We start from the raw sequence: 13,792 nt of genomic DNA, 5'->3' as shown, positions 1-13,792 counted from the left end.
AAATAAATTAAAAATCACCCTTCAATACCTTATGCCTAAACATTTGATTTCTCGTTTAGCGGGAAAGTTTGCTGCTGCAGAATGTGGCCGAGTAACGACGAAAGCCATTGAAGCATTCATTAAGAATTACGACATCAATATGTCTGAAGCCAAGCTTAAAAATGCGGAAGACTTTAAAACCTTCAACGATTTTTTTACCCGTGAACTTGAAAATGGTGCTCGCCCTATTGATAAAGATGAAACAACACTTTGCTACCCTGTTGACGGTGCCATTAGCCAACAAGGTGATATTGAAGACGGACGTTTAATTCAAGCTAAAGGCTTTGATTATTCATTAGAAACCCTACTCGGTGGCTCATATAACACCGCCAAGCCATTCCAAGGCGGTAAGTTTTCTTGTATCTATTTAGCACCAAAAGATTATCATCGTATTCATATGCCACTGGCGGCAACATTACGAGAAATGATTTTTGTGCCTGGTGATTTATTTTCTGTTAACCCATTAACGGCGAATAACGTGCCTAACTTGTTTTCTCGTAATGAACGTGTCGTTGCTATCTTTGATACAAAAGCAGGTCCAATGGCAATGGTACTGGTAGGTGCAACGATTGTTGCCAGCATAGAAACAACTTGGGCAGGCACGATTACCTCACCCAAAAAGAAAGGTATTTTTAGAGAAAATTACCCCGCTGATGGCGATGACGCGATCACTTTTGAAAAAGGTGACGAGATGGGACGTTTCAAACTTGGCTCTACGGTAGTTTCGACCTTTGCGCCTAATATGATTGAGTTTAGTGGCGATGCCCGTGCCGGTACTGTTACGCGTTTAGGTGAGCATTACGCAAATATCGTTAACGCTGATTAGCCATGAAAATAATTGCTCATCGAGGCGCTAGTGGAGAATTTCCTGAAAATACACTATTGGCTTTTGAGCAAGCAATAAAACAGCAAGCCGATGGTATTGAGCTTGATGCTCAATACCATCAATCGTCAGGTCAGTTTGTTTTATTACACGACGCCTTCGTCATCAATAACGCTGGGCAAGCTTTATCTTTTGAAGACTTTTCACTTGAAGCCCTTTTAGCTATCACCCACAATAATCAAGCCACCACAACATTAGATAAAGCATTGGCAACGATTAACGGTCAGTGTTTAGTTAACATTGAATTAAAAGCAACGACTAGTGATAAAACACTCATAACAACGATTGTTGATGCGTTAAAGCAGCTGTTAAATGGCTTTATTGAGCGTAAGCAATTTACCTATTCACAATTTGTTATCTCTGCTTTTAATCACCCGCTATTATTAAAAATCAAACGGGATATCCCGCAAGTAAGTACTGCGGCACTTATTGCACACTGCCCATTAACCTTTGATGAATTTAAACAGACATTGCAGGTAAAATCAGTAAACCCGTCTATACATTGCTTAAACCAAAACTTAGTCAATAGTATTCATCAGCAAGGCTTAGCTGTTTGGGTTTATACCGTAGACCGAGAACAAGACATACAACAATGCATGCAACTAGGCGTTGATGCTATTTTTACTAACTATCCAACTCGTACTAGGTTAATTATTAACAAAAAACAAAAAAACAATAATTAAAAAACCTTTGTTATCAGCACTCTATTTCAAAAAATCATCAATAACTCGAAAAGTGGTTGCTCATTTTATCAACACAAGATACGATTACATTCGTATTTAACTCATAATTATTCACAGCATTAAGGAATTTCAATGGCTCGAGATAATACAAATATCAAGCCTACAGAAGCAGAGTTAACTTTGCTTAATGTTCTCTGGAAAGTTGGTCCAGCAACCGTTCGTCAGGTACATGACGTTGTTAGTAAAACTCAAAAAACGGGTTACACTACTGTTTTGAAAATTTTACAGATTATGCATGAAAAAACGTTGGTCATTCGTGACGAAAGTAATCGTGCGCATGTATATGCGCCCTCGAACAGTGAAACATTCACTCAGTCATCGTTATTAAAAGACTTGGCGACAAAAGCTTTTGGTGGTTCTACATCAAAGTTAGTTATGCGAGCTTTAGATGAGTCTACGAGTAAAGAAGAAATTGCCGATATTCGTCAATTACTCAACGAGCTAGAAAAATAATAGCTAAAATAACCGGTATAGTCGTACGTTAAAATGTACATAAACACGGAAGGATAATGCCCGATAATTTAATGAGTAGTCCCTTTTTATACAATTTATCGTTGACTCTTATCCATTTTATTTGGCAAGGGCTTTTTGTTGCGCTTGCCTTAAAGTTAGCATTAACATTTACGTCTTATAAAAAACCACAGTGGCGGTATGTCTTTTCGTCACTGGCGATGGTTGCAAATCTATTACTGCCCTTCTTCACCTTCTACATCATTTCGCAGGCTGACTTTCAACAATTTAGCCCTTTACTAAACAACAGCATATTATTAGCTGACATTATTAATGGTGATGCGCAAAGCACGGCGACTTGGTATGCCAATACTGTTGAATATTTACCCTACTTATCATTAACATGGATAGTAATTAGTTTTGCTTTAGCGGTTAAACTATTTATTGAATTATATAATGTTAATCAACTTCCCAAAACAGGTACATCTCCAGCAGAACCTGAACTTGAAGCAAGATTTCACCGATTAGTTCAGCAAGTAAAGTTAACATGTACACCACAAATTTTAATTTCACTAAAAAATGATGTACCTATGGCTATTGGTTGGATGAAGCCTGTAGTGCTTATTCCAGTATCTATGCTTTCAGGGCTAACACCAGCACAACTAGATATGCTTATTCTTCACGAACTAGCTCATATTCGTCGCCACGATTACTTAGTGAATTTTATACAAACCTTAGTTGAAATATTTTTGTTCTTCCATCCAGGTGTTCGTTGGGTTTCTAAGCAAATGCGTAATGAACGTGAGTATTGTAGTGATGATATCGCCGTTCAACATTGTGGTAACCCTGTTGCTTATGCGCATACCCTAGCGGATACTGCGTCGATATGTAACAGTCATCGACATCACTCTATTCCTGCAATGGCGATGGCAGCGTCTGGAGGCGACTTAAAACAGCGAGTGGTACGTTTAATTGATCAAAACCAGCATTGCTCAACGACGAATAATTCAGGAAAATGGTTAGCCTCTATTGCAATTATTCTTTCAATTATCGCTGTGGGCAGCAAGAAATTCATCCAAATCCCCACCTTAGATATAAGCACAGGCACTATTTCTTTATATCGTAATTCTGATGATAACTTCAACACCCATAGTAATGACAATACTAAAGTAACCTTACCCGCTTTAGCGCAACAATTATTACATCAAAAAAATGACAATATACCCTTAAAAAATAAATTACTTGAAACTGTTTCATCGCCATCTATGCAGCGTATTTCAACGAATAATATTAGCGCATTAAAAATAAAAAAAGCAACCCCAAAAGCGTCTATTGAATTAGCCAACGACTTTAGAAACACGAGTGCTCAAGCTAACCTTAATGAGGTGAATGCGTTAAGTCTTTCAGCTAAAGCAACTGAGAAAAAAATAACCGCTATTGAGGATGTAACGATTCAACCCGTGACCAATTTCACCGGAAATTTGGTCGTTGAAGAAAATAAATCACCGCTTACTTCTACTCAGCAAGCAGCGGATAAATCATTACCAGAATTAGTATTAACTAAAAGAATAGTCTCGAATAAATCAATCTCTGAATTAGCTTTTGAACGCACCGACTCAACCAGAGATGGGGCAATATTAAAGAACCCATATGCCCAACAAGTCGCAAACTTAGCAAGAGCGCCTTCAATAGAAACTTCTCAATTAACGCTGCCAGCGAATATCAATTCAAAAACTGTAGAACAGGTACTCTCATCAAAAAGTGAATCTGCTATTAACTTTATGCCTATTCGCTCATCAGCAAAACTACTGACGTCAACTTACCCAAAGTATCCATCGAACGCCAAACGTAAGGGTATTGAAACCGATATTGAAGTCACGTTCACAATAGATAAAAACGGCTATATTCGTGACATTCAATACGGTAGTGAAGGTAAAGTAAGTTACTTCCGTAATACTATTCGCACATCATTAGAAAAATGGCGTTTCACACCTGCGAGTTATAACGAACAGCCGATAGAAAGCACCATGTCTAAAATCTTTTCGTTTAGTCTTGCTCGATAACAAAGCTAAAACTATTCAAAATGATGAGGCCTTCTTTTCTCGCTAGCACGACGAGACTTCATTTTCGGTTTTTGCTCTTCTGTTAATAATGCTATAAAGCGATGCTTTGTCTGTGCTTTAATCAATGCCATTTGTGCAAAACTATCTTGATACTGACTTTGTAAGTCAATAAAAGCTTGTTCGTTAAAGTCGTCTTCCATCATTAAAATTTCACTTTGTTGATGAAAATTTTGCAAACTATCCTTTAACACTAAGCGACTTTCTTTTGCCTGTTGGTAAATAGCTTTTACTTGCTGTCGCTGTTCAAAAGTGAGTTCTAAATACCTCATCATTTTTTTCAACTTATGCTGCATAAAACCTTCAGATTTTTGCATAGATTTAGTCGCATGCTTTTTATGTTTATGACCATGACCTTCATCATTATTCAAGGCAAAAGCGGAAGTGCTCGCTAATGACATCGTTAACACGGCACTGGCTAATAATACTGATAATTTATTTTTCATTGGGTAATCCTTATTGTTTATAGATACTATCAATTGAGTAAATGATTTGGCGGTTTAAGGAGCTAAGTGGGCTAATTCATTAACTTAAGTGATATAACTATAAACTCTGCAATGCAAAGAAACGCAAGCCAGTGTAAATTTTATGTAAAGGCTCGAACAAAGTAAGTTTTCTACTAAGAGTTAAGTTAATATCAACACTAGCCAAATAAGCCTTCTAAGTATGATGATGCAAAATTATGAGTAAACAGAAAATATTGATCATAGATGACGACAAAGAACTCACTGAATTATTAGCGGAGTATTTATCATATGAAGGCTTTGAGCTCGAGGCTTGTCATGATGGTGTTGCGGGTTTAGCACGTGCATTTGATGAGTCTTTTTCGTTAATATTACTCGATGTCATGATGCCAAAACTTAATGGCTTTGAAGTATTAAAAGCCTTGGGTGGTCAGCATAAAACGCCCATTTTGATGTTAACGGCTAAAGGCGATAACGACGATAGAGTTTTAGGGTTAGAGCTTGGCGCTGATGATTATTTAGCAAAACCTTTTCAGCATCGTGAATTACTCGCGCGTATTAACGCAATTTTACGACGAATAAAAATAGTAAAAACCAGAGAAGGTAAAATTAACAATCAACTGATCAATGCCGTGAGATTAGATCACGCAACACGCCAAGTTTTCTGTCATCAACAATTAGTAGAATTAACGGGGACTGAATTTCAAATACTCGATTTATTGATGAATAATGCTAGTCAAATCGTCAATAAAAATGAAATATCAGAACAAATTCTAAAGCGAAAACTTAGTGCTTTTGACCGCAGTATCGACATGCATATCAGTAACATACGCCGCAAGTTACTCGAATTTTCTCCAAGCGATAAATTAAAAACTATTCGTGGTGCTGGTTATATATTCCTTGCAGGAGAAAGCCTAGGGAATAATGAATAATGATCACTAAAATTAGACGTTCATTTTCATCTATTGGCTTCAAAATATTTTTATGGTTTTGGCTTTTCGCCTTAAGCTCGATTATTGCGACGCGATTCATCTCAGCACAATTAGCAGAAAACAGTATTATATTGCCTGCACATCCTAACGACCAAAAAAAATTAAACCGTCTCGCTAATCGAATTGAAAGCAAAAATATTACCGCCAGTGAACTTTTGCGATACCGACCTAAAATATCTCATGATGCCATTATTATTAAAGATATTAAAAGTGGTGAATTTACCACCGATAATAATCCATTTTTAAATAATTTAGTGAGCTACCTAGAAATAAATAGTTTTCCTGCAATTACCAGTATTCAATTTCCAAGATCTCGTATTACCGGCCCTAAAAATATTACCTTAGACAACAAGCCTGTAGCACTATATTTAGTGGTTAAAGGTAAATCACGACACTTTAATTCTTTTATTATGCAACTTCCAAATTGGTTAAAGTTAGCCATTCCTATTGCTGTTAGTTCATTACTCGCCTGGTTGTTAGCAAGAACATTAAGTAAGCCAATATTAGCAATAAGACGAGCGGCTACTGATATAGGTAACGGACAGCTCGATGCACGTATCAAGAATGCAGATAAAAGAAAAGATGAACTGGGTTCACTTGCGACCAGTTTCAATACTATGGCGGATAAATTATCACTTAACCTCACTGCTAATCAGCGTTTATTAGCTGATGTTTCCCATGAATTACGCTCCCCAATGACTCGCCTACAACTTGCCGTAGGCTTAGCGCAACAATCAATTAATAAGCCTGAACTTCAAAAAAAACATCTGGCCCGCTGCGAGTTAGAAGTCACGCGTTTAAATGAAATGATCAGTGATGTACTCTCGCTTTCTCGACTCGAAAATACCTTTCAAAAAATAAATTTGCAAACAGTTCACCTCGATGAATTGTTAACGGATATCTGTCAAGACTGCCAGTATATTGCTGATGAAAAACATATTTTAATTACCATGAATAATTTTTTATCACTGGACCTACTCGCTGATCAAAATTTATTAAGCAGTGCATTCAGTAACGTCATCATTAACGCCATAAAATATAGCCCAAAGAATAGCGAAGTGATTATTTCAATGCATCGCCTGATTGACAAACAACAAAACAGTATAAGCATTATTATCAGTGATAACGGTACCGGTGTACCTCAAAGCACCATAGAAAAGCTATTTCAGCCATTTTATCGTGTGGATGAAGCCCGAGATAGAAACAGTGGGGGGACAGGTTTAGGCTTAGCTATCGCACAACAAGCGGTATTGGCACACAACGGTAAGATAAGTGCTAAAAACAAAGACAGTGGTGGTTTATCGGTAAGAATCACTTTACCATTAACATAAATCACACATAATAAAAGAGTATAGTGTCAATCATCACCTTATCTGTACGCTTATTACAGGATTGAACAACATGACTTTAGCGCAAATCAGTACAGATGAATATTCCAAAGAAACCGCATTAACAACGTATTTATCCACCCAAATAAAGGCGTTTTGGCAACAAGGTGTTTTCTCATCTTTTAAAGGCATTGATGACATTAGAATAAATTATACTGCCTTCATTAACGCTCAATATCAAGAATGTCTTGTGTTGGTAACAGGCCGGTCAGAAAGTTACTTAAAATATCAAGAACTCGCCTTTGATTTACATCACCAAGGTTATAATCTCTTTATACTTGATCACCGTGGTCAAGGTTTATCAGAACGATTATTGAAAGATAAACACAAAGGATTTGTGAAAAGATTTGATGACTACGCTCATGACCTCAAACAATTCATCATGGAGGTTGTAACGCAATATTGCACGAATAATTTAACTAAAAGTGCCACGCCCCTCCCCCACTTATTAGCCCATTCAATGGGCGGTGCAATTGCTATTCGTATGATGCAATTATACCCAAACTCGATAAAGTCAGCTGTGCTATCGTCGCCAATGATTGCCGTTAACAATGGCAGTATTCCCAATTGGCTCGCTAAAGCTATTATTTACACCGCAGATAAGCTAAATTCATGGTTTAGTGATGAAGCTAATTACTTCATAGGACAAACAGGGTTTAGTAAAACACCTTTTACAGAAAATGAACTAAGTCATTCCGCGATCCGCTACCAAGTTTTTGTTGATGTTTATCAACAACACAAACAGATTCAATTGGGAGGTGTAACCGCGCATTGGCTTAAAGAAGCGATTATTGCCAATAAGCATATATTTGCGGATATAGACAACCTCACTACCCCTATTATTGTGATGCAGTCAGGCAATGACACAATTGTTTCAAATACCGCACAAAACGCTTTCTGCCTGCGATTACACCATAAAAATTCAGCGCTGAACCCTCACCGCAAACCTTTTATATTTAAAGGCGCTTTTCATGAACTTATGTTTGAAAAAGACGAGTACCGCACGCCGGCAATAAAAAAATCACTTGATTGGTTTAGAAAGCACTCAGCTTAATTTTTATGATTATTTTAGCGTTCAACAATTGAAGTAGGATCATGATGAATGAAGACTTCGCAAGGTGAAAACTTCGCTTCTATTTCTTTCTCTATAGCTTCACCAATACTGTGAGCTGCAAGTAAAGATAACCTGTCATCAAGCTCTAAGTGAAATTGAATAAAGCGATGTGGCCCAGATTGTCGCGTTCTTAGGTCATGAACACCTAATGTTGAATCATGAGACAACACAATTGCGGTTATTTGAGTAAGTTCATCTTCACTCAATTCGTGATCCATCAAGTTATGAACACTTAGATAGATAATCTTTAAAGCGCCACTTAATAACAGCAAGCCCACAGCACAAGTGAATGCGCCATCAGCATACTGAGAATACCCACTGCTTAAAATTAAAGCGGCAAGTACACCAAGATTGAGCAATAAGTCAGATTGATAATGTAAAGCATCGGCACTGATTGCGACCGAGCGTGTTTTTTTAATCACGAAACGTTGCAACAAAACTAACAAAAGGGTCATCACTATAGCGATAATAGTAACGATAATGCCGATTTCTGTTTTAACAACCAGCTTCGGGTTAATAATGCGGTCAAAGCCATGAAAAACCAGTAATAGTGCAGAACCTGTAACAAAGGCCGCTTGTACCAACCCAGCCAAACTCTCAGCTTTACCGTGACCAAATTTGTGTTTTTCGTCGGCGGGTGCCAACGCATAATGAATGATGACAACATTCATGAGTGAAGCAAATAAATCGAGCATTGAATCTGTTGCTGAAGCCAACATAGAACTCGCATCAGTTGCCAGCCAAGCATAAAGTTTCAATACAACGAGTAATAAGGCCGTAGCTGTCGCTGCAAAAGCAGCAATTTTCACCCAGTAACCGTAGTCATCATTTTTTGCTAAAGCTTTACTCATATTATTTACTTTTCCAATGTCACTCGTGAGGATGTAAGTTGTACAATATATTAATTCGTTTGGTATAATAGCTTATCATCTTTGAATTCAAGTATTATTAATATGTTAGACGTTGTTTTATTTCAGCCACAAATTCCACCAAATACGGGTAATATTATCCGCCTCTGCGCGAATACTGGCTTTAGGCTGCACCTAATAGAACCCTTTGGCTTTGATCTAGACGATAAAAAACTACGCCGAGCGGGTTTAGATTACCATGAGTTTGCAGCAATTAAGCGCCATAAAAATTATGAAGCTTTTATTGAAAATGAACAACCCAGTCGCGTACTAGCAATCACAACCAAAGCGACAAACTACTATGGCGATGTATCCTTTGAACAAGGTGACTATTTACTTTTTGGTTCAGAGACAAGTGGTTTGCCAGAAGAAGTAAGACAACAAATACCGGATAAAAACAAAATTCGTATTCCAATGGTTAAAGATAGCCGTAGCATGAATTTATCGAACGCAACGGCTGTTATTATTTTTGAAGCATGGCGACAAATGGGATTTGAAGGCTCAGTTTAAGGAACAGTAAGTTAACTTAAAAAGAGCTCCATTTGCAGTGTGTTAAGTTATTCGACAGTACGATCTCGGGAGAGTAAATCAGCGGCCGCTAACCTTGCTGATTTTCCACAATAGAGTACTTGATAGACTTGTTCAACAATAGGCATTTCTACGCCCATACGTTGCGCTAACATGTAAACTTCTTTGGTATTGCGGTAGCCTTCAACAACTTGACCAATATCAGCCATCGCTTTTTCAACATCAACACCACTACCTAACGCTAAGCCAAACCGACGATTACGTGATTGATTATCAGTACAAGTAAGCACTAAATCACCTAAACCGGCCATTCCCATAAAAGTACTGGGCTCTGCATTTAGTGCACAACCTAAACGGGTCATTTCAACTAAACCGCGGGTAATTAATGCCGTTCGAGCATTGGCACCAAAGCCAATACCGTCGGCCATACCTGCACCAATAGCAATAACATTTTTAACTGCACCACCGAGTTGTACACCAATAAAATCTTTATTTGCGTACACCCTAAAAGTTTTTTCGCAATGGAGTAAGTCAGAAATTTCAGTGACAAAGTCATCGTCAGTCGACGATAACGAAATAGCGGTTGGTAACCCTGCAGCCATCTCTTTTGCAAACGTGGGACCCGATAATACCGCTAATGAAATATCATCACCCAAAATATCACGTGCAACATCTTGGAGTAATCGACCTGTTTTATGATCTAAGCCTTTAGTGGCCCAAGCTATTTTAGCCTTAGGTAATAAAAATGGCTTGATCTGACTAAGCATTTCGCCAAAAGCGTGGCTAGGTACAACAACCAGAATGTTTTCACTCGCTTTAACCGCTCTGGCAAGATCGTCTGTTGTTATGAGTGATGGTGGAAATTGGCAACCGGGTAAATATTTTTCATTCGAGTGAGTCGCTTGCATCTGGGCAATATGCTGAGGATCTCGTCCCCACAATACAGTTTTGTGACCATTTCTAGCAAGACAAATAGCAAGGGCAGAGCCATAAGACCCTGCCCCCAAAACTGTGATCTTTGCCGTTAATTCCGACATATCATCAATTCCATTTTATGGTGACTAGTAACCGATTTGCATAAAAGCAAAAGGGGACTAGTGAGTTTCAGCGCTCGCAGGTGCTTGCTCAGCATTTGCTTGAGCGGCACGTTGCTGAACGTATGAAGCAAATAATGCTTCAAAATTCACTGGCGCTAAATTAATTTGTGGAAATGAACCACGGCTGACTAAGTTGGCAACTGACTCGCGTGCATATGGAAATAAAGTCGTTGGACAGAAAGCACCAATAGTATGTGCAAGTTGCGCTTCAGGTAAATTACCTATAGAAAAAATACCGGCTTGCTGAACTTCAGCTAAAAAGGCAGTTTGTCCTTCAACGGTAGCAGTAACAGTCACAGAAAGTACAACTTCATAAGTATCTTCCGCTAATTTATTTGATTTAGTATCTAAATCTAATTGAATTTCAGGTTTCCAATCTTTTTGGAAGATAGCGGGAGAGTTAGGTGTTTCAAAAGAAATATCTTTTGTATAAATACGTTGAATAGCAAATTGTGGGGCTGCTTTATCAGTAGCCGCTTGTGCTACATCCGTGTTGTTGTTTTCATCAGACATGTTCTGTTTCCTATTGTAATTGCTATTATTTAATGATGACTTTTAATCTTTTGCTAAAAGTTCATCTAATTTATTCGCGGCATGTAATGCGAAGAGTTCATCGCAACCACCGACATGCACATCACCAATAAAGATTTGTGGAACGGTAACACCGCCACTACGTTTAATCATCTCATTACGTAATTCTGTATTGTTGTCGATCTTAATTTCATTAAAACTTATTTGCTTTTCATCGAATAAAGCTTTTGCTCGCACACAATAAAAACAAGTCACTTTAGTGTAAATATCAACAGTCATATCAAACCTTTATAAGTTATTAATCGTTATTTTTTAACGAGCGGTAAACCTGCATTTACCCAAGAATTCATACCACCTTTTAACAAGCTAACTTTAGTAAAGCCCGCTTTAAGTAATTGGTTAGCTACAGGTGTAGCTGTAATTCCTGCGGTACATACAACTATGATGGGTTTATCTTTATAGTTTTCAAGGGTAGCAAAATCATTATTTGTTACTTTCTCTTTAACTAAGTTTTTCGAATCGATAATACGACTCGCTTTAAATTCTTTTTCCGTACGAATATCGACAACAACACCTTCTTCACGATTTACTAAAAAAGTAAGCTCCTGCGTAGATATTTGCTTAATAGGTGACATTTGAATACGAATAGTCGTAATAATAATCAGCACGACAATCGCTGCCCAAGCTGCACTTAACACTGGATGATTACCAGCAAAAATAATTAATTGATCCATAAAAATAATAAATATTGGTTGAATAAAAAGTTGCCGATAGTATACAGAATTACCGAGCAAACCCAAAAAGAACTTTACGTGATGAGCGATTAAATCAATCAAAGTATAATTTTTGTTGGTACAACTGACGGATAACAAATAAAAGCACACAATTGCGTTGAATTATTTTGTCTAATAGCACACAAGCAATTCTTTATTTTGCTTGGTATACTGGCGAATAATTAGCTAATTTCACCTTTATGGAAACGACAATGCCAAATAAAAAACCTACCGTATTACTGATTTTAGATGGTTGGGGATACCGAGAGTCAACAGAGTCTAACGCTATTTTTCATGCAAAAACGCCGGTACTAGACGATTTAAATGCGCGATATCCACATATGTTAATTGGCACATCCGGCATGGCAGTAGGTTTACCTGACGGACAAATGGGTAACTCAGAAGTTGGTCACGTTAATTTAGGTGCTGGACGTATTGTTTACCAAGACTTCACTCGTATTACCAAATCGATAAAAGATAAAGAATTTAACAGCAACAAAGCACTCAATGATGCGGTTACGCATGCAATAGTGAATGATAAAGCGATACATGTATTTGGTTTATTATCGCCTGGCGGTGTTCATAGTCACGAAGATCATATTCTATCTATGCTGGAGCTTGCGAAAGAAAAAGGCGCAAGTAAAATCTATTTACACGCTTTTTTAGATGGCCGTGATACGCCGCCACGTAGTGCAGAAGCATCATTAATCAAAGCACAAGAAAAATTCAAGCAACTTGGCTGTGGGCAAATAGCCTCAGTTATTGGCCGTTATTATGCGATGGACCGTGACCAACGTTGGGATCGTGTCGAGTTAGCTTACAACTTAATGGTCAGTGGTGAAGCAAAACATCAATATTCAAGCGTAACTGACGCCTTAAAAGCGGCGTATGCTCGTGAGGAAAATGACGAATTTGTTGCGGCGTCTGCCATTTTAGATAATAACGGCAACGCAATTGAAATTGGTGATGGTGACTCATTAATTTTTATGAATTTTAGAGCCGACCGTGCTCGTCAATTTACCCGCTGCTTCACTGAACAAGACTTTTCTGGCTTTAAGCGTAAGAAATCTCCTGCTATTGCCGACTTTGTCATGCTCACCGAATATGCCGACGACATAAAAGCCAATATCGCTTTCCCTAAAGTGGCACTTGAGAACGTACTGGGTGAATGGCTAGAGAAACATAACAAAACGCAATTACGTATTTCAGAAACCGAAAAATATGCACACGTTACATTCTTTTTCAGTGGCGGTAGAGAAAGTGAGTTTGTTGGCGAACAGCGCATATTAGTGCCTTCCCCACAAGTTGCTACCTACGATTTACAACCAGAAATGAATTCAGCTTTATTAACAGATAAATTAGTAGCGGCGATTGAAAGCGGCGACCATGACTTTATCGTGTGTAATTATCCCAATGGGGATATGGTCGGTCATACAGGAAAATTTGATGCTGCCGTAGCGGCTTGTGAAGCAGTGGATGCAAGCGTAGGTCGTGTTGTTGCTGCTCTAGAGACTGTGGGTGGAGAGTGCTTAATTACCGCCGATCACGGCAATGCTGAACAAATGCTTGATAACAATTCAGGCCAAGCACACACCGCACACACCTGTGAACCTGTGCCATTAATTTATATTGGCCGAGCGGCCCAACCTGCAGAAAAAGGTGCATTAAGTGATATTGCACCCACTATATTGCAATTGATGGGCATAGAACAACCTGAGCAAATGACTGGCCATTCCTTGATGAAGTTTGTTTAGGATTATTA

Annotated in this window: 15 protein-coding genes; 9 read left to right on the top strand and 6 right to left on the bottom strand. The window is 38.2% G+C overall.

The features are described 5' to 3' along the window. The first annotated feature begins 31 nt into the window (after positions 1-31). The 4 genes from asd (at position 32) to H4J73_RS10215 (ending at position 4,178) form a co-directional block, all read left to right on the top strand. Entirely contained in the window at positions 32-865 is an 834-nt protein-coding gene (gene asd, locus H4J73_RS10230) for an archaetidylserine decarboxylase (protein WP_182180767.1), read from the top strand. 2 nt (positions 866-867) lie between these two features. Continuing rightward, complete coding sequence (locus tag H4J73_RS10225; RefSeq protein ID WP_182180633.1) at positions 868-1,605, top strand: glycerophosphodiester phosphodiesterase; 738 nt, start codon at positions 868-870, stop codon at positions 1,603-1,605. Between the two features lie 132 nt (positions 1,606-1,737). After that, a complete protein-coding gene (locus tag H4J73_RS10220; protein ID WP_182180635.1) occupies positions 1,738-2,118 on the top strand; it encodes a BlaI/MecI/CopY family transcriptional regulator in 381 nt (126 codons plus the stop codon). 56 nt (positions 2,119-2,174) lie between these two features. Beyond that, positions 2,175-4,178 (top strand): M56 family metallopeptidase, encoded by a 2,004-nt coding sequence (locus tag H4J73_RS10215; RefSeq protein ID WP_182180637.1) that lies wholly within the window; start codon positions 2,175-2,177, stop codon positions 4,176-4,178. An 11-nt stretch (positions 4,179-4,189) separates the two neighbouring features. On the opposite strand, the gene H4J73_RS10210 is transcribed toward H4J73_RS10215, so the two are convergent. Beyond that, positions 4,190-4,681: a Spy/CpxP family protein refolding chaperone gene (locus H4J73_RS10210; RefSeq protein ID WP_182180639.1), complete on the bottom strand. Its 492-nt coding sequence runs from the start codon at positions 4,679-4,681 to the stop codon at positions 4,190-4,192. Between the two features lie 236 nt (positions 4,682-4,917). On the opposite strand from H4J73_RS10210, the gene H4J73_RS10205 reads away from it, so the two are divergent. From H4J73_RS10205 to H4J73_RS10195, 3 genes are all read left to right on the top strand, one after another. Then, positions 4,918-5,631 carry a response regulator transcription factor gene (locus H4J73_RS10205; RefSeq protein ID WP_182180641.1) on the top strand — a complete coding sequence of 238 codons (714 nt, stop codon included), beginning with the start codon at positions 4,918-4,920 and terminating at the stop codon, positions 5,629-5,631. After that, positions 5,631-7,022 carry an ATP-binding protein gene (locus H4J73_RS10200; RefSeq protein ID WP_182180643.1) on the top strand — a complete coding sequence of 464 codons (1,392 nt, stop codon included), beginning with the start codon at positions 5,631-5,633 and terminating at the stop codon, positions 7,020-7,022. Before H4J73_RS10205 ends, H4J73_RS10200 begins: the two co-directional genes overlap by 1 nt. A gap of 70 nt (positions 7,023-7,092) precedes the next feature. Next, positions 7,093-8,133: an alpha/beta fold hydrolase gene (locus H4J73_RS10195; RefSeq protein WP_182180645.1), complete on the top strand. Its 1,041-nt coding sequence runs from the start codon at positions 7,093-7,095 to the stop codon at positions 8,131-8,133. Between the two features lie 14 nt (positions 8,134-8,147). On the opposite strand, the gene H4J73_RS10190 is transcribed toward H4J73_RS10195, so the two are convergent. Next, positions 8,148-9,044, bottom strand: a complete 897-nt coding sequence (locus H4J73_RS10190) for a cation diffusion facilitator family transporter (protein WP_182223475.1) — start codon at positions 9,042-9,044, stop codon at positions 8,148-8,150. Positions 9,045-9,146: 102 nt separating this feature from the next. On the opposite strand from H4J73_RS10190, the gene trmL reads away from it, so the two are divergent. Then, positions 9,147-9,611 carry a tRNA (uridine(34)/cytosine(34)/5-carboxymethylaminomethyluridine(34)-2'-O)-methyltransferase TrmL gene (trmL, locus tag H4J73_RS10185; RefSeq protein ID WP_182180649.1) on the top strand — a complete coding sequence of 155 codons (465 nt, stop codon included), beginning with the start codon at positions 9,147-9,149 and terminating at the stop codon, positions 9,609-9,611. 47 nt (positions 9,612-9,658) lie between these two features. Here the strand turns inward: trmL and gpsA are convergent, their stop codons facing one another. The 4 genes from gpsA to H4J73_RS10165 are packed head-to-tail and all read right to left on the bottom strand — an operon-like array spanning position 9,659 to position 11,991. Further along, a complete protein-coding gene (gene gpsA / locus H4J73_RS10180; protein WP_182180651.1) occupies positions 9,659-10,666 on the bottom strand; it encodes an NAD(P)H-dependent glycerol-3-phosphate dehydrogenase in 1,008 nt (335 codons plus the stop codon). Positions 10,667-10,723: 57 nt separating this feature from the next. Further along, complete coding sequence (gene secB, locus H4J73_RS10175) at positions 10,724-11,239, bottom strand: protein-export chaperone SecB (protein WP_182180653.1); 516 nt, start codon at positions 11,237-11,239, stop codon at positions 10,724-10,726. Between the two features lie 42 nt (positions 11,240-11,281). After that, on the bottom strand, positions 11,282-11,536 hold the full coding sequence (gene grxC / locus H4J73_RS10170; protein WP_182180655.1) for a glutaredoxin 3: 255 nt from the start codon (positions 11,534-11,536) through the stop codon (positions 11,282-11,284). Positions 11,537-11,562: 26 nt separating this feature from the next. Continuing rightward, positions 11,563-11,991, bottom strand: coding sequence for a rhodanese-like domain-containing protein (locus tag H4J73_RS10165; protein ID WP_182180657.1), 429 nt, complete (start codon positions 11,989-11,991; stop codon positions 11,563-11,565). A gap of 251 nt (positions 11,992-12,242) precedes the next feature. Here H4J73_RS10165 and gpmI point away from each other — a divergent pair, with 251 nt between their 5' ends. Then, positions 12,243-13,784 (top strand): 2,3-bisphosphoglycerate-independent phosphoglycerate mutase, encoded by a 1,542-nt coding sequence (gpmI, locus tag H4J73_RS10160; RefSeq protein WP_182180659.1) that lies wholly within the window; start codon positions 12,243-12,245, stop codon positions 13,782-13,784. Positions 13,785-13,792: the final 8 nt, after the last annotated feature.

It is taken from the genome of Colwellia sp. MB3u-41, from assembly GCF_014076845.1.
In the GTDB taxonomy this organism is placed as follows: Bacteria; Pseudomonadota; Gammaproteobacteria; order Enterobacterales; family Alteromonadaceae; genus Colwellia_A.
The sequence above is the reverse complement of the archived record's forward strand: the minus strand, read 5'-3'. Positions and strand labels throughout refer to the sequence as shown.